This window comes from Dyadobacter sp. BHUBP1 (assembly GCF_050587785.1).
Lineage (GTDB): Bacteria > Bacteroidota > Bacteroidia > Cytophagales > Spirosomataceae > Dyadobacter.
On record NZ_JBOBIH010000011.1, the window covers coordinates 78,617 to 103,014 of the forward strand.

Genomic DNA, 24,398 nt, shown 5'->3' on the forward strand with positions numbered 1-24,398 from the left:
TCAGAGCTTTGTTCAAAATTAGATATTAATCTCGAACGGATTAGACTTTTTGCCGCTATAAAAGTTTAATGCCAGCTAATTTTTTTATAAGGAACTACCAATCACTTTAAGCAAAGTATCGCATTTCAGTTCTGTTTCGAACCATTCCTGCTCAGGTACAGAGTCTTCCGTGATCCCGGCCCCTGCAAAAAACGTCGCAATGCCGTCCTTGAACCGCACGGTGCGGAGGTTAACGAACAAATGGGTATCACCACCCACTTGTACTGGCCCCAGGAAGCCGCTGTAATAGGAGCGGTTGTAACCTTCGACATCATTGATAAATCGAAGGCTGGGCGCCTTCGGTACACCGCAAATAGCCGACGTCGGGTGCAGGAGTTTGAGCATTACCGAAGCCAGCTCAGGGAAATTGAGCGCCACGGTATCGACTTCGAAAACGGTCCTGAGATGGTATAGATTTCCCGCCAGCACAGTTTTGGGCCCTGTTTCCAGGTATTCGCGCAAGCGTATTTTTTTAAAGCATTCAATAATATAGCGGCTTACAAGCGCCTGTTCTTCAATCTCTTTCTCGCCCCAGCGGATGTCATACTTGGGTATGAGCTCACCCGATGCGTCACGTGCACCCTGCGTACCTGCGAGGGACATGGTTTTGAAAGTACCGCCGGACATTTGCTCTACCAGCAATTCGGGGCTTGCCCCGAGCCACAGTTCATTTTCTTCCGGCAGGTTCACCAGCGAAACAAATGCGTGAGGGTAGGCTTTCACGAGTCGCTGAAATGCCTGTGCGGGTTGAAATGCATCGGTGTATCGCAGGTCTTTGGTACGCGAGAGCACTACTTTTTTGAATTGATTCTGGCGGATTGCTGCCACCGCGAGCTCTACCGTCCGTTCGAAACGGGATTTGGCATCCAGGTGCCCGCTTAAAGGTAACAGCGGGTTGGAAGTTGCCTGTTGCTGATTTTCGTGGTTGCTTTCGGTTAATGCGAGCTGAACGAGTCTTTTTACTTCGGGATGCTCCTCGCCGAGTTGGTTCTCGATGTGCGTGATCCGGTTGTCTTCCGAGAATGTCAGGATAATATCGCCTTCCAGGAAAAGCACTTCCTGGTCGTCTTCCCAGTAGAATGTGCTTATCACAAAGCCCGGGCTCATTTTTTCGAGTTCAGGCAGACATTTACGTGTGCCATCCTGAATGGAAATAAGCAGTTTAATTTCGTTGGCGTGGGGCAGGCGCCATACTGCGGACGGAAAGCCCATCATTTTGGATGCACGCCAAAGCTCCTGAATCTGTAATCCCTCAAATATCGAAATCCCTGTGTCGGTCTGTACTGATAGCATTTATAACGAATGGGCGTGTCCCGTTAGGTCAATTTTCTGCAAAATAATGTTAGCGGTCTGCATTCACAATAGCAACTGTAAGTCTGCTGATGCAAACCAGTTTGTTTTCCTCATTGGTGATCCTGATGTCCCAGATATGCGTGGTCCGGCCGATATGGATCGGTCGCACGGTTCCGTACACATAACCCTCCTTCACCGGCCTCAGGTGGTTCGCATTGATTTCCAACCCTACGGCGTGTTTGTTTTCGTTTTCAGGAATTGTCAAGAATGAGGCGATGCTTCCCAGCGTTTCGGCCAGTACGACCGAGGCACCGCCGTGCAAAATTCCGAAGGGTTGATGGGTGCGTTTATCGACCGGCATTCGGGCTGACACATAATCCTTTCCGATTTCCGTAAACTCGATCCCGATGTGATGGGCGATACTGTTTTGTCCAAAAGATTGTAATGAATCGACGGTGACGGTTTTAGCGAACATATCTAAAAAATGTATAAATTTGTATTGGCTTTGCGGAATATAAACAAGGTTTTTGTAAATTTTATATTTAAATTATCCTATTGTCTTGAAAAGAAAATCGATTTACCTCATTCGCCACGGTGAAACTGATTTGAACCGCAGGGGAGTTGTCCAGGGGAGCGGTGTTGACTCCTTGCTGAATGAATGGGGAGAAGCTCAGGCCGAAGCTTTTTTTAATGCTTACCAACATGTTCCGTTTGACAAAATTTATACCTCTGACTTAAAGCGAACACATCAAACCGTCCGGGGGTTCATCAGGCTCGGTATACCGCATGAAAGCTACTCGGGGCTGAACGAAATATCATGGGGAGATCGTGAGGGCCGCGAACCGAATACGGGCGACAATAACTATTATCGTGAACTGGTAAACGCCTGGAAAGCAGGTGAGGTGAATCTTGCCGCAGAAGGCGGCGAAAGCCCCGTAGATGTGCGCGAACGTCAGATACCGGTGATCGATACGATTCTCTCCCGCCCGCATGAAAGGAATATTCTCATCGCCATGCACGGCCGTGCGATGCGCGTATTACTAACGACGCTTTTCAAACAGCCGCTGGTGCGTATGGACGACTACGAGCACAGCAATCTTTGCCTCTACAAGATTAATTACTCCTACGATACCCAGCAGTTCGAACTGGAAGTCTCCAACGATATCACACACCTTCTTTCCATCGAAATCCCGCAAACGATATAGCAGCCGTTTGTGTAGATTCGTTTCCATTGGTGTATTAATGTACCTCCCCTGAGGGGTCATTAATACATTTGTGGCTTTTCAATACATTATCAGCGTTCGTATGCTCATGTCCAAAAAACGCATTTATTGGACTCTTCAGATACTGGGTTGGACATTAATCATCATGTTCGAATACATTCCGTATCTCTTGGAATACGGTTTCAAGCTGACCGAGTTCTATTCTGCGCTGGCCAATATCCTGTTGGGCATTTGCCTTACCCATGTGTACCGCCTTGTGATCAGGCGGTGGAATTGGTCATCGCTGCCGTTGCCCAGGCTTGCGTTGCGGGTGATCGGGTCGGTGTTGTGGCTGGGGCTTATCATGACGATGATTAACCAACCAATGGATCGTGAGGTTCTGGAACACAATATGCTCAACCAGCCGTTGATTTTCTGGGGTTATTATACCAACTGGTGCAAAATCCTGCTGGCGTGGATATTGTCTTACACGGTTTATCACTATGTGGAGCAGAACCGACTCGCCAGCTATGAGAAGATCATGCTGAGAATGTCTATGCGCGAGGCGGAAGCGAAAGTGCTACGCTCGCAGCTCAATCCGCATTTTACATTCAATGCACTGAACAGCATCCGCGCATTGGTGTACGAAGATCCCAAGCGTGCGCAGCTCAGTATTACACAGCTATCCAACATATTAAGGAACTCATTGCTGGCCGACCGCCGTAAAACAGTCGATTTACAGGAAGAGCTTCGCACGGTCGAAGATTATCTCGAACTGGAAAAAGTGCGTTACGAGGACCGCCTTTGTTACAGCATTACGACCAACCCGCAAGCTATTTACTGGCAAGTGCCGCCCATGATGTTGCAAACGCTCGTCGAGAACGGTATCAAGCATGGGGTTGCCAAGCAAATGGGAGGTGGATTTATCGGGTTAAAATCGGAAATTGCCAATGAGCTGCTTGTTATCACGATCCATAACTCGGGGAACCTGGGAGATACGGAGGTAAATGCAGGCAACCTGGGCAACACCGAATCCGGCGGGGTTGGTTTAAAAAATACAGCCGAGCGACTGTCGATTCTGTACGGTAAGGCGGCAACATTCCGGATTTTCCAGGAGAAAGAGAACGTGGTTTGTTCGGAAATTAAAATCCCGATGCTTTCGGAAGGCGTGATGATGGTGGGAGAAGGATCCGAAAAAGAGAACTAATGACCAAATCAATATACTATCTGTTTATTATTCCTAACTGATCCATCCGCCATGAGGACTTTAATTGTAGATGATGAGCGACTAGCGCGCAACGAGTTGAAGAGATTGCTTGAACCATACACTAAAATTGAAATAGTAGGAGAAGCCGCGAATGCGGAAGAGGCGCTGAAACTGATCGAAGAGCAGCAGCCTGAATTGCTTTTCCTGGATATTCAAATGCCCGGCAAGAACGGGTTCGAACTGCTTTCGTCGATCGAAGGCAAAAGCCCGGAGGTAATTTTTACCACCGCGTTCGACGAGTACGCGATCAAGGCATTTGAATTCAATGCATTGGATTACCTGCTCAAACCTATCGATACCGAACGTCTCAAAGAGACCATTCACCGCATTGAGGAGAATCAGGCTCAGCCGGAAGCACCCACGCATGCGAATGAGCGGGCGGAAAAAGTACTGGGCGAAAACGACCAGGTGTTTGTGAAAGATGGCGAGAAATGCTGGTTTGTAAAACTGGGTAAGATCCGTCTGTTCGAATCGATGGGAAACTATGTTCGTTTGCATTTCGACGACCAGAAGCCTTTGGTGTTGAAATCGCTGAACAACCTCGAAGAACGTCTGGATCCGAACACCTACTTCCGCGCCAACCGCAAGCATATTATCAACCTGCATTGGATTGAGAAAATCGAGCCGTGGTTCAGTGGGGGCTTGCTGGTAACCTTACAGGGCGGGGATAAAATCGAGATCTCGCGCCGCCAGGCTATCCGTTTTAAAGAACTGATGAGCCTTTAGTCCCTTTCCAACCGAAAAAATCAAAGACCATGGGTTTGAAGCAAATGGCTGCTCTGATGCTCGGCGCTTTGTCGTTCTGGGCATGTAACCAGCAGTCCAAAAATGATCAGGCAGTCGCTGAAACCGGCTATCAGGCAGGAGAGGTAAAAAAGGAGCAGTTTGGAGGGTGTGATACCGTTTCCAATAAAGGGGTATCTGTGCTGATTAACCTCTGGGAGCCGACTGATTCCGGGGCTGTTGCCACCAAAATCAGGGAAATTCTGACGGACAAGGCCATTAAGCGGTTGAATTCCTACGGTGACCCGGCCAGTGCGTTAGCCCGCTTGGAGGCTATTAAAAGCCCGAAAGCAGCTTTCGAAGATTTTGAAAAAAACTATAATGATTTCAAGAAGGAGTTTCCCGACTCTCCGGGCTGCTGGGAAGTGGAATTGCATGGCGATACCGTCATGACAACCCCGAAAGTAATGTTCTATCAGCTGGATCATTACGCATTCACCGGTGGCGCACATCCCAACAGCTTCACTTCGTATCATGCCTTCGACGGTAAAACGGGTGAGGAAATCGAAATGAAAAACTTTGTAGCCGACTCGGTGGCTTTGTTGAGTCTGGTGGAAAAGAAGTTTCGTGAGCTGGAAAAGCTCGCGCCCGGGGTCGACCTGGAAGATGCAGGTTATTTTCTCGCGAATCATAAATTCTTTCTTCCGGCCAATTATGTGTTTAGGCCGGAAGGAGTCTTATTTTTCTATAATCCTTATGAAATAGCAGCCTACGCCCGTGGGCCAATCGAGCTTACAATTCCTTATGAGGAGCTGAAAGGTATTATCAGGAAAGAAGCGGTGTTCTGATCACATTTCACCGGAATCTTTGAAACTATAATAACCGTCATCGGTAAAGATGATATGGTCCTGAACAGGCAGGTCGAGCAATCGGCCTGCTTCTTTTATTTGTTCGGTCAGCACCTTGTCTGCAAAGCTCGGTATGAGCTGCCCCGATGGGTGGTTATGTACCAGGATCAGCGAACTGGCCATATGGTCCAACGCGATTTTGAATATCATTTTAATATCGGTCGCAGTACCGGAAATGCCGCCCACGCTCACCTGTATCACCCGCATCACGTAATTCCCGCGGTTGAGCAGTAAAATCCAGAATTCCTCATGCGTTTTGTCCATCAGATAGGGGCGCATGGCTTCATACACCGGCTGGGAACCGATGATCTTACGTTTTTTATCAGAAATAATGTCTTTGCGCCGCCGGCCGAGTTCCAGTGCAGCAAGGATGGTAAGTGCCTTCGCTTCGCCTATACCTTTGATTTTTGTCAGGTCCCGGACGTTTAGTTTGGCGAGTTCATTAATATTGTTGCCTACCGATGTCATGAGGGCTTTGGCAAGGTCCACGGCAGTCATTTCCCTCGTTCCCGAGCGGATCAGGATGGCCATCAGCTCAGAGTCCGAGCAGGCGGCCCGGCCTTTGTTCATGAATTTCTCACGGGGTTTGTCGTCATCGTGCCAATTGATGATCACTTTCGGATTGTCGCTCTTTTTTCTGGGCATATCAAATGTTGCATTAATGCTTGCATCCTTGATACGCTGAAAGTGCGTTTTGGTAACAATCCTATTGTCCTAATTCTGTCAGCGCGGCACGGGCTTTATTGTCGATGCTGTTTTTGTACTCGTGCTTTTTAAAGCTCATCGCTTTTTTGAAATACATTACAGCTCTCTGATTATCAGCTTTTTTTTGATAAATGTAACCCATCTGTAATGCCGAAGAAGCCGCAAATCCCCCGGCGCCCGGGTCTGCCTGCCCAAGCGCTATCGAACGGTCGTAAAATAGTGCAGACTCATTCGTTCGTCCTGATTTTTGAAGAATTCGGGCCATTCGATAATTGAACTCGGCTTTTTCGTAAGTTGTGTTAAAAGTTTTCTCCGAAACAGCTTTCATCAGTTCCCCGGCTCTCTGAAAATAACCGCCGTCGGTGGCATACCGGGCCTTGTACAGCACCTTTTGGCTCGGACTGATTTTTCCTTCACCATATTCTTTCGCAATCCTTTCGGCAAACTGATCGGCCTCCACAATGGTACTGCCACTTTGGGTTACTTTTTGCATATAACCCGCGGCCTCCCGGTCGCGCCCGGCGAGCCAGCGGCACATGAACATTTTGAAATAGCTGTCTTTGATATAATTAAATCCGGCATATTGTTTCAGAAACCGGGCATAAGCGGCGAATGCCTCATCGTAAACGCCACTTTGCAATGCGATTTCCCCGTGTAGGTAATGAAGGAACGGAAAAGGCATGTATTCCCTGCCAGTCGGTGCATCGGCGAGGAAATGCAAAGCTTCTTCGCTCCGGTTTTCTTTCATTAAAACGGTCGTAGCGAAAAAGTGCAGTAGCAGGTTGTCGGGTTGTTCTTGCGGCCACTGGCGAATCCGGGCTTGTTGCTCAGGGCTGAGTTGCAGGGTGTAGGCATGTAACAGGAGGTCAATCAGCTCGGCTTCCTGTTTGAAAAAAGGCTCTTCTTTTACCACTTCACGGAGCTCGCGGATACCCTGCGCGATGTTCCCTTTCAAACCGAGAATCTTGGCGATCCACGTATAGTTTTCAGGAATGGAGCCTATCAGCACGTGCAGTAGTCCAAGCGATTTAAGGGTAGGGGTGAATGCAGGGAATTTCTTGCGGTTATCTTCCAGGAGCCGGTAAGCCTTGATAATTTCCCACGAGCCGCTGACCTCATTGCCGAATTTGAGCTTGGCAAATGCGGAGTGCAGGCGGATGTCAGCCTGAAAAAGTCGCCTGTAGGGTGATTTTTCAGAAAGCCTCCCTACCAAATCGAGTCGCTTGTCCTGTTGTTGGGTGAAAACTTTGTAGCGTGAGCGGTCCTCGGCGATGAGCAGATCATGCAGGTCGGCATAGCTGTCGAGGTAGGATATAAACGGATTGTCGGGATTGCCGGCCCTTTCGTCGTTGATCAGCTCACGGGCGGCAGGCAGCCTCAGTTTTTGTATTTCAAAATAGGCTTTTTGCAGTTTGGGAGAAAATGCAACGTCGCTTTGCTCCTCGATAGCTGATGCCGGCCGGTGGAAAAGTAACAAAAGCAGCAGGCACATCAGTAACCTGAATCCCGCATATTTGGCCTCCGAATAACTGCTGCTCATGGTAATGCACATAAAAAAAGGTTGCCCGGATCAGACAACCTTTCAATTTAATATTAATAATTCTAGCGGCGTTGGTGAACCGGCTGAACGCTTTCAACGTCGGCGAGGATACGTCCGCAGTGTTCGCAAACGATCAGTTTCTTACGCTCACGGATATCTGCCTGACGCTGAGGAGGAACGATGCTGAAGCATCCACCACAGGCGCCACGCTGCACGTGTACAACAGCCAAGCCGTTGAGTGAGTTGTCCCGGATCTTCTGGTAAGATTTCAGTAAGCGTTCTTCGATTTTCTTAATGTGTTTCTCCCTTTCAGCGATCAGCGCCTGTTCTTCGGCCTGGCTTTCCGAGGTAATGACCGAAAGTTCGTTTTTCTTAACTTTCAGATCTTCGTTCCGTTCGTTCAGGATGGACTCCGCGCGGTTGGCATCTTCCTCGATGAGGCGGATACGGGCCCTGGCTTCGTTGATTTTCTTGTCGGCCAGTTGCATATCCAGTTCCTGTAATTCTATTTCTTTGGTGATGGCGTCATATTCGCGGTTGTTGCGGACGTTCATCTGCTGATCTTTGTATTTCTTGATCAGTTTTTCCCCTTCTTTCTGCGCATTTTTGAAATTGTCGATTTCTGTGTTCAGGTTGGCAATTTCAGATTTAAATTTTCCTAAACGCGTTTCGATTCCTGCAATCTCATCTTCCAGGTCCCTTACTTCTTCGGGAAGGTCCCCGCGGGTTTTTAGTATTTCGTCAAGGCTTGAATCGATTTCCTGAAGTTTCAGGAGAGCATCTAGTTTTTGTGCGATTGTGTTTTCCATGTATGTCTTTTATGGACTTGTTTCAATGCTTGAAATGTGAGGTAGTCAGCCCTAATTTAAACAGATTATCAGCAGAATTCGTTGTCAAAACCGGTTTTCAGGAAAAATACCGCACCGGATTGGTACTGATTTCTGACAAACAGAGTGCGAAATTACTAAATTTTCCTGATATATAGTCATGCAATAAATTTTTCGTAAACACTTCGCTTTCGTAATGCCCTATGTCACAGATCATGATACGTCCTTCGGCGTCGAAAAATTCGTGATACTTGTAGTCCGCCGTTACGTACACGTCGGCGCCTGCGGAAACGGCATTGCGCAGGAGAAAGCTGCCTGCCCCGCCACATACCGCCACCCGGCGGATTGACTTGCCGGTCGGTTCCGTATGTTTCACGACCGATGCTTCCATGCCGTTCTTTAAATAACTCAAAAAGTCGAGGGATTCCATCGCCTCGGGAAGCTCGCCGATGGCACCTGCACCCACTTCCTGGTTTTCGTTTTCGAGCGCAGACATGTAATAGGCCACTTCCTCGTACGGGTGTGTACGCCTAAGTGCGCTCAGTACCGATCCCTGTAAATGTGAAGGCAGTATCACCTCCACGCGGTGTTCCTTCACCGTTTCCAGTTCGCCGCGTGCGCCGATGACCGGGTTTGCATTGTTGCCTGGCAAAAATGTGCCTAGTCCTTCACTTCGGAAGCTGCAATTGCTGTATTCGCCGATTTCTCCGGCACCTGCTTCGAACAATGCGCTTAGTACTTCCCGGGTGTTTTCAACGGGGCAGAAGAAAGCCAGTTTGGTCAGAACCTGTTTTTTAGGTGCCAGTACTTTTATATTCTGAAGGCCCAGGCGCTTTGCGATTTGCCAGTTTACGCCTCCTACCACATGGTCAAGATTGGTGTGCGTGGCGTAAAGCGCAATATCATTTTTAATAGCCTTGATGACTGTCCGCTCCACATAATTCTTACCATTAAGCTTTTTAAGACCTTTGAAAATAACGGGATGGTGTGCGACAATGAGGTTACATTGCCTGCGGATGGCCTCGTCAACGATGTCCTCCGTTATATCCAGTGTGAAGAGAATGCCGGTAACTTCTGTATCCGGTGCGCCAACCAGCAGGCCTGCGTTGTCGTAATCCTCCTGATAAGGCAGCGGAGCCAGCTTTTCGAGCTCGGTTAAAATTTCTTTGATGAAAGTCATAAATTTTCTCTTGGTTCAACTATTTCATTTTCAGAATATTCTTAGTTGAGGGGCTATTGTTTTTGCAAATAAAATAACTAAATTGCTGTGTAAGGTGTTGCAATCGTAAATATTAGTAGTAGTTTTGCACCACGTTTTACAAAAACGCTTGTAAAACGAATCGGTTTGGTAGTTCAGTTGGTTAGAATACATGCCTGTCACGCATGGGGTCGCGGGTTCGAGTCCCGTCCAGACCGCCGAGAAATAAGTTAGGTAGTATACTGGTTCGAGTCCCGCCGGAATGCCGGCTCAGCCAGACCGCCGATTAAGTTGAAGTTCTTTATTTTTTGGTTTGGTAGTTCAGTTGGTTAGAATACATGCCTGTCACGCATGGGGTCGCGGGTTCGAGTCCCGTCCAGACCGCACAAAAGCTCAGAGGAATCTGGGCTTTTTGCATTTTAAGGCTTTCTGCTTTGGTATGATTTTCATGTTGGCGAAAGATTTTTTAGATCTTTTTCTCAAACGACGAAAGTTATGGCCAGTAACCAATTTCAGGAATGTATTGATGCGTGCGTGTCATGCGCGCAGGCGTGTGTCACTTGTGCGACCGCGTGTCTACGCGATGAACATGTTGCGCATCTTCGAAAATGTATCCAGCTCGACATGGAGTGTGCCGCAGTATGTCACGCCGCTGTGGAATTAATGACGCTTGAAAGCGATTTTAGTGCGCACCTTTGCAGAGTGTGTGCGGATATTTGTAATGCGTGTGCCGCTGAATGTGAGCAACATGCGGCGATGGGGATGGCTCATTGCCGCGTTTGTGCAGAGGCTTGCAGGCTTTGTGCTGCTACCTGTGAAAGTATGGCTACGCCCGTTTAAAAAAGGCGTAAAAAAAACACGCAGGTTTCAAAATGAACCCGCGTGTCAAATTACACTTCATCAACAAACTAAAAACCAAATAAAACTAATACGAAAAAAATCGCTTGTCAAGTTTTTTTTGCTGTAGGAGGGGGATTCGAACCACCCACGGTGCGGTTAGCTACGGTACAAATACTGTTGGTGGTCCACCCCAGTCGACTTGCGTCGGCATTATGCCGCGTTTATCCCTTATTCACCACCCCCGAGACAGGAGGGCATGGCTGCCAATTTCATCACCCTACAATGTGATCTCAAACAGAGTAAAAGCAATATTGCTACTGCCTTTTTTCTAATTTGGTTTTGCAAAACTAAAACTTCTGATCTGAATTATAAAATATTTTCATTTAAAATTGTTAAAATTTACAATTCTTTCATAATTTGAGCCTAATTGTTGCGAAGAATTCAAACTTTTAACACAAAATGCAAAAATATTCAGATATTGATAATACCGACCTGCGCATCCTTTCCCTGCTCATCGAAAACGCAGCGTTACCGTACACGGAAATCGGGAAGCGTGTGTTCGTGTCTGGCGGGACCGTGCATGTGCGCATGAAAAAGCTGGAACAAATGGGCATCGTAAAGGGCTCCCAGCTCGTGATCGACCCTACAAAGCTGGGCTGGGATATCAGCGCTTTCCTGGGAATCTACCTGGATAAAAGTTCGTTGTACGAGCAAGTGGCTACCGAACTTGAAGGCATTCCGGAAGTTGTGAATATCCATTATACCACGGGAATTTATAGTATCTTCCTTAAGATAGTGTGCAGGGACACCGGGCACCTCCGCGAAATCCTCCATGACAAGATCCAGAAAGTAAACGGGATACAGCGAACGGAAACCTTTATTTCGTTAGAAGAGCGCATTAATCGTTCTATTCCACTGGCTGAGAGCTAGTTTGAAATTTATCTTGACCTCATCAAAAGAAATTTGTAGATTTGTGTTGTATATATAAAAAACTTATATATATTTGCTGTATAAAAATTTAACTCATGGAGAATAACACAACGAGTAACGAGTATGTACGGGGTACATTGAAAACCATCGTGTTGAATTTGCTGGCAGAGCACGACCGGATGTATGGTTATGAGATTACCCAGGAAGTAAAAGACAGAACGGGCGGCGCTATCGCCCTGACGTTCGGTGCACTTTATCCTGTGCTCCATAAACTTGAGCAAGAGGGGTTGCTGCTGACCGAGTCGGTGGAGGTGGACGGACGTCTTCGGAAATATTATTCCCTGACGCACCGAGGAAATGAAACTGCCCGTACTAAAACCAATGACTTAGAGCGTTTTATAGAGGCAGTAAGATTGCTGCTTGCCCCTAAAAACCTGGCAACAGAATAAAGAATAGGTACATGGCTAATCTCTAAACAGATCGATCTATGAAACGCCTTCAGGAAAATCGCATTGACCAAATAAGCAAGTATTTGCAGGCAAGCAAGCTGGATCCGGGATTGCTTCCGGAGATTCTCGACCACCTGGCTTGTGAAGCGGAGGAAAGTCTTTGGGATGGCAAGTCATTCGAGCAGATTTACCAGGATATGGTAAAGACGGCTGATGCGCAAACCCTCCTGAATCTGAGTGTTGATCATCAAAATCTATTAGCCATGGAAAAATCCCTCAATGACATCGTCTTCGAGAACCGTAACAAGTCGTACGGTGCGTATGATCTGAGAAAAGGTTACGGGCAGACCGTCCAACGGGCGGTTGTAATGGGTGTAGCGTTCTTTCTGCTGCTGGTAATGTTTCCGCAGCTTTATGCAAAATTGATACCGGATCCAAAGCCTGATGACGTAGCCTGGCTCGTGGAGGCGGAGACGGTCAACGTTACGATGGAAGAGCCGCCTGCGCCGCCTCCCGCCAAGGAAGAACCGGAGCCCGTACAGAAAACGGTGAAGTCGCTGACGCCTGAGGTGCTTCCGGACGACAAAGTCGAGATTGAAGAGCTACCGCCGGTGGTTGACGACCTTAGTAATGCCCAACCTTCGACGGAAACCGTGGAAGGGGTAGAGGATCTTGATGTGATTGTCCCACCTGTTGAAAGTGCGGTGGCTCCCAAAGCCGAGGCTGCCGGGATTGAAGCGAGGAAAGAAGAGACTTTTACGTTTGTAGAACAGTCGCCCCAATATGCAGGAGGAAACGAGGCGATGGCGGCTTTTCTGCGAAAAAACCTGAAATATCCTTCGCAAGCATCACGTGCAGGTATTCAAGGAAAGGTATTCGTACAATTTACAGTAGGTTCTGATGGAAAAATAGAGAATGCGGCCGCAGTGAAGGGGATCGGGTTTGGTTGCGATGAGGAAGCGGTAAGAGTGGTGAAAATGATGAAAGACTGGATGCCAGGCAAACAAGCTGGAGTTCCGGTGAGGGTTAGATTTACACTGCCGATCGCATTTCAACTGGACTGATCATCGCCTTCTTGCGTAGATGCCTCCCTGTTATTGAAGAAAATCCTCGCTTCGGCGGGGATTTTTTCGTTTTTTTGTACTATTCAAATTTTCCCACCGCAGGCCGGATAATGACAGTACTAGTGAGTAACCATTTCAGTGTGAGTAATTAATGTATGCGATAGTTGATATTGAGACCACAGGCGGGGGAGGGACTTCACGTATTACAGAGATTGCCGTTTTCAGACACGATGGTATCCGGATCGTTGATTTTTTTCACTCGTTGATTAACCCGGAAATGTATATTCCACCATTTATCACCCGCCTTACCGGGATCGATAATGAAATGGTGAAAAATGCGCCCACATTCTACGATGTCCAGGATGCCGTAAGGGCCATGACCCGCGATGCGTGGTTCGTAGCCCACAATGCGAAATTTGATTACGGATTCATCAAACGGGAATTCGGCGCGTTGGACGAGTATTTTCAACGCGATTTGCTTTGCACTGTGCAGCTAAGCCGGAAAATCTTTCCTGGCTTGAAATCATATAGCCTGGGAAATCTGTGCGAGAGCCTGGAAATCATGATCGAAAACCGGCACCGCGCCCATGGCGATGCGGAAGCGACCGTCCGTCTTTTTGAAAAACTTCTGCTAAACGACAGGCAGAATCTTATCCCCATGGATTTATATCAGTAGCAAATCCTGCCCCAATCTTTCATGGAATGGTTTTTGAAGGTCAGATAGACATTACTAACCTAAATGATTCCTTCTCATGAAAGCTTACATCAATCTTCTGATAATCCTCCTTTTATCCTTCACACTGATGAGCTGCGAGCTAATCGGCGATATTTTCAAGACGGGCGTTTGGACGGGCGTAATTCTCGTTGTGGGAATCATCGGCATTATAATCTGGCTGCTCGCGAAGGCGTTCGGCGGGGGCTCGCGGTGACGCGTAAGCATCATGAATGTGAGAAATACATAAAAAAACGTGCGTAGGCGCTTGCTTCTGAAAATTCTCCGTTTCATCTTTGCACTCCTCAAATGAGGGTCGGGTGTCGAAAAGTGATAGCCGGCGATGATTGAAATGGGGGATTAGCTCAGTTGGCTAGAGCGCTTGCATGGCATGCAAGAGGTCGTCGGTTCGAATCCGATATTCTCCACAAAATGCCGCTTCTGAAATCTCAGGAGCGGCATTTTTGCTTTTTGGCTACTCTATCTTCTCAATACCCAATACCATCGCATCAAACTGCGTGTCAATAGTTATCTGAATTCCTTTTTCAATTAAATCCTTTCCGCTGCGAATGCCCCAATCCTTCTCATCCTCCGGCGAAAAGAGTCGGTACCGGCTGCCAGGCTCGGCAAGTGGAAACGCAAATGTGCGGGAGCTTTCAACCGATCCGTTTCTGAAAAAGAACAGCACGCCGCCATGTTTCTCTTTGTTGAATTTGTAAACGCCGTCCCAGTTGCTCAAGGTGGGGCGCTGAAAAATGTCCGAAACATAGGAGAAGCGTGTAAACTGGTATTTCTGATCCATCATTTTGAACCAGGTATTCCATTTCAAATACCACGGTTTCAGTTCGGCTGGAAGCTTGCGGGAATCGCCGACGAGGATTGGTTTGACCGAGGCTAGGGACAAGAACGTGTACTTGGAATACGGGGAGTCCATAAACTGGTTGCCGATCAGGTTGGTCGCGGTCGGGATGGCGCGGCTGCGGTCGAAGGCCATTTGGCGGATGTTGATCGGTCCGACAGGCGCGTCGTCATCATAGTTGGTAAGCCAATCGTAATCGGCGTGTTCGATTAATGCATAGTCATTAATATAGTATTCTCCCCACACTTCATACGTGCAGTCGATAAGCAGATCGGGGAATGTTTTGTGCAGGTCGTCGAAGAGCTGCAATGCCTTTTCATAGATGGCATAATAGGAACTTTCGCGGTCTTTGTAACCCTTGCCTTCGGATTTGTAATCACCCTTTTTTGTCATAATCGAGCACATACGCAGAGTTGGCGATGGCTAGATCCAGTTTAATGTAGGCCAGGTCGTTCTCGCGCACGTGGCGCTTTATTTTCTCTAAAACATAATCATAATACCCCGAGGCAACGGATAGTGATCGGCAAGGCTCGTCATACCGATCGAAATGCGATGATGATCGGCGTAAACTTCGGTCTTTTTAAGTACGCTGGGCGCTTCATTAACAAGGATAAATCCCTCTTTTGCATAATTGTTGTATACAAAAATGGCAGCATCATGGTGGTCACCGTGGTAGAGGCGCCAGGCGAAGCGCGAACCGTAATTGGTGTATAGTTCGCTTTGTTGAGAAGAAACCGGTACGAGGTTCAGTCGTTCGACTTCCAGATCCGCGACGGCGATGGTTTTGAAGTGTTGTTAGTAATGCTGATTTGCTTTCGCACCACCGGTAGCTCGTCGTATACTTCGTAGGTTAATTGCACTGTCACATTTTCTGCGCTGGTACTCCGCTTTCCGGCAAGTTGTACGGTCACTTTCTGAATATCGTCACTGGTTTTGGTGGAGGTGTGTTTAATGTAATTGAATAGCCCATGCGCACCGTTGCTGCTCGCGTGTGTACCATTAATTGTAAAATAAAACTCCTCCGAGCCAGGGCGACTGTAATCTTTGTTCGTCAGAAGATGCTGGAAACGGGATGTGTAGAAAGAATTATCACCGATGGTGAATTTTCTTTCCAGGAAGCGGTTTTTGATAACAAGCGAGTCTTGCGAAAACGCATTGCACGAAGCGAGGATCGCCAGAAGGGCGACCTTGATAAATTTGTAGTACATAGTAATGTGTATAGTAAATAATAACTACTTAGATAACTATAAAATAACCATAGTAGAAGTGAATTTAATAAAATATCGAGAAGATTTTAAATTTTAAATAGAATGTCAACAAAGATGTAAGCTGGTCTTTGAAAAACCCTGATATTGCAGCTTCTTAATTCAAGACGTTTAATCTATGTCACAGAACTTATTCGATTTTGGAATGATCGGACTGGGCGTAATGGGAAGAAACCTGTTACTGAACATGGCCGATCATGGCTTCTCTGTTATCGGTTTCGATAAGGATGAAACCAAAAATTCTGCGTTGGAATCCAGTGCCACTCCGGGCACCACTGTTAAGGGCGTTTCGGAACTTGCCCAAATGATCCAGCTGTTGCAACGCCCCCGCAAGGTAATGATGCTCGTGCCAGCCGGCCAGCCGGTCGACGATGTGATTGCATCCCTGTTACCGCTTCTTGAAAAAGGCGACGTTATTATTGATGGAGGAAACTCCCACTATACAGACACGCTCCGTCGCGTGAAATACCTCCGTGAAAAGGACATTCATTTCATGGGAATCGGTGTTTCGGGTGGTGAAAAAGGTGCCCGTACAGGCCCGAGCATTATGCCAGGAGGCGATAAGGAGGCTTATGCGCACGTGCAGCCGATGCTTGAAGCCATTGCAGCGAAAGTAAATGGCGAGCCTTGCGTGGCTTACCTGGGCAAAGAAGGTGCCGGCCATTATGTGAAAATGGTGCATAACGGTATCGAATATGCGATCATGCAGCTCATCAGCGAATCGTATGCGATCCTGAAAAAAGCAGGTTTGAGCAACCAACAGCTCCATGAAGTATTCAAAAGCTGGAATGAAGGTGATTTGCAATCGTTCCTGGTGGAAATTACCGCCGATATTTTCCTGCAAAAAGACGATAAGACCGACGCTCACCTGGTCGACGTGATTTCCGACAAAGCAGGTTCGAAAGGAACCGGTAAATGGACTTCGCAAGACTCGATGGAGCTGCCTGTGGCCGTTCCGGTGATCGATACGGCGGTGGCGATGCGTACGTTGTCCGGCTATAAGGACGAAAGAGTGGTTGCCGCCGAATTGTACGGAGCAAGTACCGCTATTTCAGAAGAGACCCAGGTGCTTATCCAGCAGGTTCATGATGCATTGTACTTTGCCACCATTCTGGCCTATGCGCAAGGTCTCGCAATGCTGTTCCAGGCGTCGAAAGATCTGCAAATGGAGATCCCGCTGACAGACGTAGTGAGCGTGTGGAGAGGCGGTTGCATTATCCGTTCGTCGCTCCTTAGCGTGTTTACGAACGCCTACAAGCAAACCCCGGAATTGTCCAATATTCTGTTGAACCAAGAGGTAGCTGCATTGGTTAAGTCTGTGGAAGGTAATACGCGTTCGCTGATCGCATTTGCCGCCCAGTCGGGCATCCCGGCTGCTGCTTTGATGTCGTCGCTGGCGTACTTCGATGCCTACAAAACAGCGTACATGCCTACGAACCTGATCCAGGCGCAACGTGACTACTTTGGCGCACATACGTACCAACGTACCGATATCCCAGGTACATTCCATACAGAATGGGGTCAACAATAAATCAGAAATTTTATGCAAACCAATAAACGTCCCCCTGCCTCGGTGCTCTTTATCTTCGGAGGAAGCGGGGACCTCAACTACCGGAAACTCACTCCCGCTCTCTATAACTTGTTTTTGGATAACTGGATGCCCGATCAGTTTGCAATCGCGGGTATCGGCCGGAGCGCTTATTCCAATGAAAAATACCATGAGCATTTGCTGGACGGCGTGACGAAATTCTCGCGCCGCAAGGGTAAGCAAAATGGTCACTGGACGGATTTCACGCAGCACGTTTCCTACCTGCAAATGGACGGGGACGATGCGGAAGCTTACCACAAGATCACCGATCTGGTTAAAGAGAAGGAAGAAGAATGGGGTGTGCATCCCAATGTGATCTTCTACCTCGCGGTGGCGCCTCAGCTTGTCCCTTCGATCGCTCAGAAACTGGGCGCATTGAAGCTCTGCGGGGATAAAAGCACGACCCGCATTGTAGTGGAGAAACCATTCGGGCACGACCTGGAAAGTGCTCACGAATTGAACCTGCTGCTTTCGAGCATGTTCGCCGAGGAGCAAATCTTCCGTATCGACCATTACCTGGGCAAAGAAACGGTTCAGAACATCCTTGCACTGCGTTTTGCGAATGCATTGTTCGAGCCGCTTTGGAACCGTAATTATATTGATCATATCCAGATCACGGCAGCGGAGGCAGTGGGTTTGGAAGGCCGCGGAGGCTATTTCGAACACGCGGGCGCATTGCGCGACATGGTGCAGAACCACATTCTGCAAATCCTGTGTATGATCGCAATGGAACCGCCGGTGTCGTTCGATGCGAATGAGATCCGTAATAAAAAGGTGGATGTACTAAATGCGATCCGCCGCATTACCAAGGAGCAGGTACACGATTTCGCTGTTCGTGGACAATACTCGGGTGGCTGGAAAAAAGGTGAGAAAGTGGTCGGTTATCGGCAGGAAGAAGGCGTGAACCCGCAGTCGAATATTGATACATTCGCGGCGGTGAAGTTCTATATCGACAACTGGCGCTGGCAGGGCGTTCCTTTCTACGTTCGTACCGGTAAATACCTGAACCAGAAAGCGACCCATATTACACTGCATTTCAAACAGGCGCCGCATTATGCATTCCCGCCCGAATCTGCTGAGACCTGGCGTTCCAACCGTCTGACCATCAGCATTCAGCCAAATATGGATATCAGCATCCGCTTCCAGGCCAAGCGCCCGGGACAAACGATGATGCTCGATCCGGTGGATATGACTTTCGATTACGATGCAGCAGGGGAGCACGCACCAGAGGCGTACGAAACCTTACTTTTGGACGTAATGGAAGGCGATGCGACGCTGTTCATGCGTAATGACCAGGTGGATGCCGCGTGGAGAGTGATCATGCCGATCCTGGAAGCGTGGGAAAACCGCCCGCCGCAGGATTTCCCGAACTATGCACCTGATTCGTGGGGTCCGGACGCAGCCGACGCACTCATCGCCCGCGACGGACATACCTGGCTCAACCTGCCTCCAACCCCGTAAGCTATGGAGTTGCATATCGAGAAGGATACCAAAACATTAAGTGCCAGCCTGGCTGAATGGATTAATAATTACATTCAGCAAGTGCTTGCCAAACAGGACCGTTTCACGTTCGTGTTGTCGGGTGGAAGTACGCCAAAAGCATTGTACGCATTACTGGCCGAATCGCCTTACAAAGAGTCGATTCCCTGGGAGAAACTGCATTTCTTTTGGGGTGACGAGCGCGCGGTGCCGTTTGAGGATTCGCGGAATAATGCCAAAATGTGCTATGAAGAACTGCTGGATAAAGTGCCTGTGAAGGCTGAAAACATCCATATCATGCGCACAGATATAACTCCCGAAGAATCAGCTGCTGAATATGAGCAAATAGTAAAAAGCTATTTCGACGGCTCCGAAACGACTTTTGATTTCGTATTGCTCGGCATGGGAGATGACGGTCACACATTGTCACTGTTCCCGGGTACAAAGGTGATTCATGAACAAAATGCGCTAGCGACTTCATTTTTCCTGCAAGCCCAGGACATGTACCGCATTACGCTCACGGCCCCGGTTGTCAACAATGCAGCTTGCGTGGCGTTCCTGGCGGCTGGCGCTGGCAAGGCGGAAGTTTTGAAGCAGGTTTTGAAAGGAGATAGAAATATCGATCTCTATCCGTCACAGATCATTCAGCCTGTAAAAGGGCAATTGCACTGGTTTGTGGACGAAGCTGCGGCTGCATTGCTTTAAGATTATATTGTTATTCCAATTGCTGCGAAGCGCGTCGATCCGTCGGCGCGCTTCGTGCTGTTTATGGGGTTTTTGAAGCGCTCAACAATCCGCAGCGCCATTGGATAAAATCTAACGGCCCTTCGTTCGGCAGGGTATTAATTTTACGGAAAACAAACCTCACTCACATGGTACACATTCTGAAAATCGCGGCGGTTATCATCGTGGTAACCTACGCGCTCCGGCTCGTCAATGCCCAGTCCGATTGGCTCGTTTTTGCCGGTTTGGCGATTATCGGCGGCGCACTTTATTTCCTATATATTGTCCTGGGGCAAATCGTAAACCAATTGAAATCTAAACTATAAGCGAACATGAAGAGAAACATTATTATTGGAATTCTGACAACCATCGTATTCATCATAGCCCTCGCGATACAGCCGTTTTCGTTCGAAAATATCGACGCGGGTAATGTAGGTATCCGCATTAACCTGTACGGCAGCGAGAAAGGCGTCGACAATATCACCTTGGTGACGGGCCGCGTCTGGTATAACTCCTGGACGACCAAGATCGTGGAGTTTCCGACGTATACACAGAGTGTTGATTATGAATCCTTTGTGATCACGACCAAAGACGCCGCGGAATTCAAAGTGGACCCGAAATTGAACTACCACATTAACCCCGACAAAGTGCCGCAAATCTACCGCCAATACAGACGACCGTTAGTGGAAATCCAGCAGGGATTTATGAAAAACACCATCTACGACGCCTACCGAATTGTAGCGAACTCATTTACCTCCGATAGCGTCATGTCTAACCGGGAAGTTTTCGAAGACCGGGTTCAGAATGTTTTGACTAAAACACTGGGCAAAGACGGCTTCGTATATGACCAGCTGACATCAGCCATCACCCCGCCGCCATCTTTGAGGCAAATGATCGACGAAAAGAACGCCTCGATCCAGGCGCGTCTGAAAGCCGAAAACCAGGCGAAACAAGCCGAAGCGGAGGCTAAAGTCCTCATTGCCCGTGCGGAAGGGCAGGCGAAAGCTACACTAATCAAAGCCAAGGCGGAAGCGGAGGCCAACCAGTTGAGACAAAAAACACTGACGCCATTGCTTATACAGCAAGAATGGGTTGCCAAATGGAATGGCGTGCTGCCGACCACGAATGCGGGCGGTAGCACGAGTTTGATGTTGGGGATTAAGTAAGGCCAAACCAACAAAAGGCCCCGGAACGACCGTCCGCAGAAGCACGTAACTTCTACGGTTATCAGTTCCGGGGCGTTTTTTATTAGAATTTTTTGATAACACTTCCCGGCACAGTCAAATGGGCCGTGCTGTCGATCGAGGCATTGAAGCGTTTGAATATGTCCCTATCGCTTTGGAAAGAACTGGTGTCCGCCACCTGAATGTCCACATTCATAGGATTGTTGGAAGCGTGAAGGCGCAGGTAACCGTTATGCTTAATGTCAGCCTTGATTTCCGGGATTTGGGAACGCATGATCAGCATGCCGTCGCCATTCTGGTGAATGTCCAAATGAGGAGTTTTAGCACCCATAACCCTCGATCGAATCTGGTCGGAAGTGATACCTGCTAATTCCGGCGTGAACACATAAATCGACGGCCGCGACTCGTAATCCGCGCCGATGACCATGTTATTACGTTTCCAATCGTCTTTATAGAAGATCGTCAGCGTGTCGTTGGAGACTTTCCAATCGAGGAATTTTGGCTCGATGGTCATTTTCAGTTCAGGCGCTTTATCCGTCCGGATTTCCGTCAGCCCGAAACCGGTGCCGTGAAGTTTGACATATTTAAATGGTTTCAGCGGATGACTGGAAAAACCTACATAAGGATCAGTCTTGTCGATTTTTTCGAACTCGCCTTTTAGTATCCAATTGATACCCAGCGTGAATGCTATAAAAAGTGAGAGGGTCGAGAGGAAAAGTATATGGCTGGTCTTCATGATCTATTTGGTTAAAGGGTACATTTCTTCCACAAACTTCTCGTACCGCGCGCGTAGCTCATTGATATCTATGCCCAGTAGGTAGATATTTTTGAAGAACTCCGGCAGTTCGGTAGCGAGAAAGCGCTCCTTTTTGTAATCGAGGATTTTTTCAGCCGCCTTTTCGTCGGCAGAGTAACCAATGCCCCTTTTATTGAAAATGATCTCCTTGCCTTGCAGAAAGTCGTATGTTCTCATGACCGTGTTTGGATTAACTTCTATCATTGCAGCGAGGTCGCGAACCGAGGGAATGCGCTCGCCCGGCGGCCATTTGCCCAGCAGGATCTGCTCACAGATATAATCCGCGATTTGAAGGTAAATGGCCTGTTTGTCTTTAAATTCCATTGTTTTCAAATGTTAAATCTCCCGCTCTTTCAGCTGATAAAATGCGCACATCCAGAGCAGTATGATAAATGCCCCCGTAACGAGTTGCGCCATCAGCAAAAGATTATCGGACAGCGGGAGGTAGTAGAAAATTGAGGCAAATCGCCATTTTGTTGCATTACCGTCTTCATTATAATACCACAATTTCCAGCCGCTCAACGGCAATGCGGTCACTCTGGTGGGATTATCTGTGAAATTGATGGCAATCATCGTGTTGACGACGCTGACCACGAAGGCGATGCCTATCACGACGACCGCAGTTTTGATGTAAGCATTCTTTTTGAAAAAAATTGACCCGAAAAACACACAAGCGTGAATACCGAAATACCCGAATGTGGTGTAATTCACAATATCGACGGGTATTGGGTGGTATTTGAAGGCCTGGTTGGTAAGCTTTGCGTTGGCTATTTCCAATGTGTAGTAGTGCAGCCACCAGTAAAAGCAAAACAGCGGAACGAGGAAAAGTAGGGTAAATAGCAGCGAGCTCAAAAACTTTTCAGTAGTCGAAGCCGGGATCATTAATCCGGAAATGCCGGTGGCGGAGCTTGTATATTGAGACAGCGCGCCGCTCGTAAACAAGCTGCCCCCGAAAAGAAGAATCAGGAATAATGAAAAAAAATGTAACACCTCCCTGAATCCGCTGAATTCGCGCGACATCGTAACGGGAACCATCAGAACGGTCATCGCGAAGGCCATCAGCGCTGCCATAAGTAAGTAATTCCGGCCTCTTTCAGCGATTTCCAGTCGAAAGGCCAATGTGAAACGGTGAATGTTAAAGATCTGGTTCATGGCTAATAAATGGGGGAAGAATGCACAGGGATCAGGAACGGGAGCACGTAACGCGCGAGCAAGCTCATGGCCGCAAGCAGGAATAGGATGAACAGGCGCATGGTCAGGCGAAGATTTTGCGGATACGGGCTGGATTTTCGAGTACTGCGTTGAACAGATGTTCCAGGTCCACGCGGCTTTCTTCCTGAGTAGAATTTTCGAAAACAGCCCGGTAACCACGCAAAGAAGGTTCGGAATACAACACGCGCTCGTCCAACTCGATACTCGACAGTTCGCGGAAGCAAAGACGTTCGGCGACGATATCGAGGCTGTGTTTGATCATGATCTTGCTGTCTTCGAGTATGACAATGGCGTCGATCAGGTTATCGAGGTCGCGGACCTGGTGGGTGGAAATCAGGATCAGCCGGTCTTTGTCCAGCGCCGAGGATACCAATCGGCGGAACTGGCTTTTGGATGGAATATCGAGGCCATTGGTAGGCTCGTCCATTATCAGCACCCGCGTATTGGTCGATAATGCGAATGCGATCAGTACCTTCTTTTTCTGCCCGTACGACATGCCTGTGAGCTTGTTGGCGACCGGAATATCGAGCTCGGCGATGTAGTTGCGAAATTGCGTTTCGTCGAATTTGGGATAAAAAGGCGCCATAAGGCTCAGGTACTTGTCAACCGTAACCGACGGAAGATAGATTTCCTCTGGAATGAAGAAAATATCCTGCAAAAATGCCGGAAGCCGCTTTTTAGGTTCATAACCTACTACATCGATTTTACCCGCGAGCGGAAAGAGCAGCCCGGCCATATTCCGCAACAAACTGGATTTGCCTGCGCCGTTCTTGCCCAGCAGCCCGTAAATGTGGCCGGGTTCGAGGTGCAGGTCAAGATTTTCAAAAAGCATCTTGCGCTTGCTGTACCCGAATGACACCTGATTGAGTCGGATCATTTCATGATTGTTTTAGTGTTCTAGTTAAATAGTACACTGCAAATGTAAATATTGATTCTACATTCGCAACCATTGAGCGAAAATTTATTTTTGGATAAATACTGAAAAAAAAAGCTGTTTAAATGCCGGAGATCAGTCGATTATAATCTTCCCGGGTGTCGATATCGATGCTGCCTTGTGAAAATGCGTAGGCAGAAACGTCGTCGGCGTAGCGTTTGAAGAGCTTTTTTGCGCCCTCGGCGCCGGTGAGTTGGAGCAGGGCAGGGAAGTAGGAGGCTGCAAAAAATGCAGGTGTGCCGAGCGAATCGCTGTATCGGGAGGCTACGATACCTTTTGCAGTTTCTTCGAAATTGATAATTAATGCATTAAACACTTCCGTCGAAACAAACGGCTGGTCGCTTACCGTCAGAATCGCGCCTTTGACAAATTGATTACCTAATTGCAGCGTATTAATGCCGGTTTTAATGGAAGCCGACATCCCTTCCTGCCAGTCGGCGTTGAATGCCAGCTTGCAGGGCAAGTTTTTCAATTCTGTTTCAATTGCCTCCGCATTGGAGCCAGTAACAACGATCACGTTACTGCCGACCGTTGCCAGTGCCGCTTCTGCAATGTGCCGGATCAGACTTTTGCCTTGAAATTGCAGCAACTGCTTGGGCTCGCCGAGCCGGGAAGAATTGCCCGCAGCAAGGACTACAATGCCATATTGGTTGTGCGGCAT

The 24,398-nt window shown here is 48.1% G+C and carries 28 protein-coding genes and 3 tRNA genes; 18 read left to right on the top strand and 13 right to left on the bottom strand.

Translation table 11 applies throughout. The features are described from left to right. Positions 1-84: 84 nt before the first annotated feature. Entirely contained in the window at positions 85-1,332 is a 1,248-nt protein-coding gene (locus tag ACQ4MZ_RS28450; RefSeq protein ID WP_430851007.1) for a chorismate-binding protein, read from the bottom strand. Positions 1,333-1,381: 49 nt separating this feature from the next. Continuing rightward, positions 1,382-1,807, bottom strand: coding sequence for a hotdog fold thioesterase (locus ACQ4MZ_RS28455; protein ID WP_430851009.1), 426 nt, complete (start codon positions 1,805-1,807; stop codon positions 1,382-1,384). A gap of 85 nt (positions 1,808-1,892) precedes the next feature. On the opposite strand from ACQ4MZ_RS28455, the gene ACQ4MZ_RS28460 reads away from it, so the two are divergent. From ACQ4MZ_RS28460 to ACQ4MZ_RS28475, 4 genes are all read left to right on the top strand, one after another. Further along, positions 1,893-2,537, top strand: a complete 645-nt coding sequence (locus ACQ4MZ_RS28460; RefSeq protein ID WP_430851011.1) for a histidine phosphatase family protein — start codon at positions 1,893-1,895, stop codon at positions 2,535-2,537. Positions 2,538-2,643: 106 nt separating this feature from the next. Further along, positions 2,644-3,741: a sensor histidine kinase gene (locus ACQ4MZ_RS28465; protein ID WP_430851147.1), complete on the top strand. Its 1,098-nt coding sequence runs from the start codon at positions 2,644-2,646 to the stop codon at positions 3,739-3,741. A gap of 51 nt (positions 3,742-3,792) precedes the next feature. Continuing rightward, positions 3,793-4,527: a LytR/AlgR family response regulator transcription factor gene (locus ACQ4MZ_RS28470; RefSeq protein ID WP_106595896.1), complete on the top strand. Its 735-nt coding sequence runs from the start codon at positions 3,793-3,795 to the stop codon at positions 4,525-4,527. Between the two features lie 29 nt (positions 4,528-4,556). Next, on the top strand, positions 4,557-5,372 hold the full coding sequence (locus ACQ4MZ_RS28475) for a DUF3298 domain-containing protein (protein WP_430851014.1): 816 nt from the start codon (positions 4,557-4,559) through the stop codon (positions 5,370-5,372). Here the strand turns inward: ACQ4MZ_RS28475 and radC are convergent, their stop codons facing one another. From radC to ACQ4MZ_RS28495, 4 genes are all read right to left on the bottom strand, one after another. After that, on the bottom strand, positions 5,373-6,077 hold the full coding sequence (radC, locus tag ACQ4MZ_RS28480; RefSeq protein WP_430851016.1) for a RadC family protein: 705 nt from the start codon (positions 6,075-6,077) through the stop codon (positions 5,373-5,375). 61 nt (positions 6,078-6,138) lie between these two features. Next, the gene (locus ACQ4MZ_RS28485; RefSeq protein ID WP_430851018.1) at positions 6,139-7,677 is read right to left on the bottom strand and encodes a hypothetical protein; all 1,539 of its coding nucleotides are present in this window, start codon (positions 7,675-7,677) and stop codon (positions 6,139-6,141) included. 62 nt (positions 7,678-7,739) lie between these two features. After that, on the bottom strand, positions 7,740-8,486 hold the full coding sequence (locus ACQ4MZ_RS28490) for a zinc ribbon domain-containing protein (protein WP_430851020.1): 747 nt from the start codon (positions 8,484-8,486) through the stop codon (positions 7,740-7,742). Between the two features lie 97 nt (positions 8,487-8,583). Continuing rightward, positions 8,584-9,684, bottom strand: a complete 1,101-nt coding sequence (locus tag ACQ4MZ_RS28495) for a Nif3-like dinuclear metal center hexameric protein (RefSeq protein ID WP_430851022.1) — start codon at positions 9,682-9,684, stop codon at positions 8,584-8,586. A 162-nt stretch (positions 9,685-9,846) separates the two neighbouring features. On the opposite strand from ACQ4MZ_RS28495, the gene ACQ4MZ_RS28500 reads away from it, so the two are divergent. The 9 genes from ACQ4MZ_RS28500 to ACQ4MZ_RS28540 all read left to right on the top strand — a co-directional run bounded on the left by ACQ4MZ_RS28500 (position 9,847) and on the right by ACQ4MZ_RS28540 (position 14,125). Continuing rightward, positions 9,847-9,920: transfer RNA gene (locus ACQ4MZ_RS28500), tRNA-Asp, on the top strand. Positions 9,921-10,012: 92 nt separating this feature from the next. Beyond that, positions 10,013-10,086: transfer RNA gene (locus ACQ4MZ_RS28505), tRNA-Asp, on the top strand. Between the two features lie 286 nt (positions 10,087-10,372). Then, complete coding sequence (locus ACQ4MZ_RS28510) at positions 10,373-10,669, top strand: hypothetical protein (RefSeq protein WP_430851024.1); 297 nt, start codon at positions 10,373-10,375, stop codon at positions 10,667-10,669. A gap of 332 nt (positions 10,670-11,001) precedes the next feature. Beyond that, positions 11,002-11,472 (top strand): Lrp/AsnC ligand binding domain-containing protein, encoded by a 471-nt coding sequence (locus ACQ4MZ_RS28515; protein WP_015814589.1) that lies wholly within the window; start codon positions 11,002-11,004, stop codon positions 11,470-11,472. A 95-nt stretch (positions 11,473-11,567) separates the two neighbouring features. Then, entirely contained in the window at positions 11,568-11,921 is a 354-nt protein-coding gene (locus ACQ4MZ_RS28520) for a PadR family transcriptional regulator (protein WP_015814590.1), read from the top strand. A 38-nt stretch (positions 11,922-11,959) separates the two neighbouring features. After that, on the top strand, positions 11,960-12,985 hold the full coding sequence (locus ACQ4MZ_RS28525) for a TonB family protein (protein WP_430851027.1): 1,026 nt from the start codon (positions 11,960-11,962) through the stop codon (positions 12,983-12,985). A gap of 151 nt (positions 12,986-13,136) precedes the next feature. Continuing rightward, positions 13,137-13,661: a 3'-5' exonuclease gene (locus tag ACQ4MZ_RS28530; RefSeq protein WP_430851029.1), complete on the top strand. Its 525-nt coding sequence runs from the start codon at positions 13,137-13,139 to the stop codon at positions 13,659-13,661. Positions 13,662-13,737: 76 nt separating this feature from the next. Continuing rightward, positions 13,738-13,914 (top strand): hypothetical protein, encoded by a 177-nt coding sequence (locus ACQ4MZ_RS28535; protein ID WP_430851031.1) that lies wholly within the window; start codon positions 13,738-13,740, stop codon positions 13,912-13,914. Positions 13,915-14,051: 137 nt separating this feature from the next. Further along, positions 14,052-14,125: transfer RNA gene (locus ACQ4MZ_RS28540), tRNA-Ala, on the top strand. Between the two features lie 47 nt (positions 14,126-14,172). Here the strand turns inward: ACQ4MZ_RS28540 and ACQ4MZ_RS28545 are convergent. Continuing rightward, positions 14,173-14,949 carry a hypothetical protein gene (locus tag ACQ4MZ_RS28545; protein ID WP_430851033.1) on the bottom strand — a complete coding sequence of 259 codons (777 nt, stop codon included), beginning with the start codon at positions 14,947-14,949 and terminating at the stop codon, positions 14,173-14,175. A 353-nt stretch (positions 14,950-15,302) separates the two neighbouring features. Further along, a complete protein-coding gene (locus ACQ4MZ_RS28550) occupies positions 15,303-15,764 on the bottom strand; it encodes a hypothetical protein (protein ID WP_430851035.1) in 462 nt (153 codons plus the stop codon). Between the two features lie 175 nt (positions 15,765-15,939). Between ACQ4MZ_RS28550 and gndA the strand changes: the two genes are divergently transcribed. The 5 genes from gndA (at position 15,940) to ACQ4MZ_RS28575 (ending at position 20,777) form a co-directional block, all read left to right on the top strand. Beyond that, positions 15,940-17,352: an NADP-dependent phosphogluconate dehydrogenase gene (gndA, locus tag ACQ4MZ_RS28555; protein WP_430851037.1), complete on the top strand. Its 1,413-nt coding sequence runs from the start codon at positions 15,940-15,942 to the stop codon at positions 17,350-17,352. A gap of 12 nt (positions 17,353-17,364) precedes the next feature. Next, complete coding sequence (gene zwf / locus ACQ4MZ_RS28560) at positions 17,365-18,870, top strand: glucose-6-phosphate dehydrogenase (RefSeq protein ID WP_430851039.1); 1,506 nt, start codon at positions 17,365-17,367, stop codon at positions 18,868-18,870. Positions 18,871-18,873: 3 nt separating this feature from the next. Then, positions 18,874-19,593: a 6-phosphogluconolactonase gene (gene pgl / locus ACQ4MZ_RS28565; RefSeq protein ID WP_430851041.1), complete on the top strand. Its 720-nt coding sequence runs from the start codon at positions 18,874-18,876 to the stop codon at positions 19,591-19,593. A gap of 167 nt (positions 19,594-19,760) precedes the next feature. Further along, on the top strand, positions 19,761-19,937 hold the full coding sequence (locus tag ACQ4MZ_RS28570; RefSeq protein ID WP_430851043.1) for a hypothetical protein: 177 nt from the start codon (positions 19,761-19,763) through the stop codon (positions 19,935-19,937). Between the two features lie 6 nt (positions 19,938-19,943). Next, entirely contained in the window at positions 19,944-20,777 is an 834-nt protein-coding gene (locus tag ACQ4MZ_RS28575; RefSeq protein ID WP_430851045.1) for an SPFH domain-containing protein, read from the top strand. An 82-nt stretch (positions 20,778-20,859) separates the two neighbouring features. Here ACQ4MZ_RS28575 and ACQ4MZ_RS28580 read toward each other — a convergent pair whose 3' ends face one another. The 5 genes from ACQ4MZ_RS28580 to ACQ4MZ_RS28600 form a co-directional block, all read right to left on the bottom strand. Beyond that, on the bottom strand, positions 20,860-21,531 hold the full coding sequence (locus ACQ4MZ_RS28580) for a hypothetical protein (protein WP_430851047.1): 672 nt from the start codon (positions 21,529-21,531) through the stop codon (positions 20,860-20,862). Between the two features lie 3 nt (positions 21,532-21,534). After that, positions 21,535-21,915, bottom strand: coding sequence for a GntR family transcriptional regulator (locus tag ACQ4MZ_RS28585; protein WP_430851049.1), 381 nt, complete (start codon positions 21,913-21,915; stop codon positions 21,535-21,537). Positions 21,916-21,927: 12 nt separating this feature from the next. Next, positions 21,928-22,743, bottom strand: a complete 816-nt coding sequence (locus ACQ4MZ_RS28590) for a hypothetical protein (protein ID WP_430851051.1) — start codon at positions 22,741-22,743, stop codon at positions 21,928-21,930. A 103-nt stretch (positions 22,744-22,846) separates the two neighbouring features. After that, positions 22,847-23,680 carry an ATP-binding cassette domain-containing protein gene (locus tag ACQ4MZ_RS28595; protein ID WP_430851053.1) on the bottom strand — a complete coding sequence of 278 codons (834 nt, stop codon included), beginning with the start codon at positions 23,678-23,680 and terminating at the stop codon, positions 22,847-22,849. A gap of 118 nt (positions 23,681-23,798) precedes the next feature. After that, on the bottom strand, positions 23,799-24,398 hold the full coding sequence (locus tag ACQ4MZ_RS28600; protein WP_430851055.1) for a nucleotidyltransferase family protein: 600 nt from the start codon (positions 24,396-24,398) through the stop codon (positions 23,799-23,801).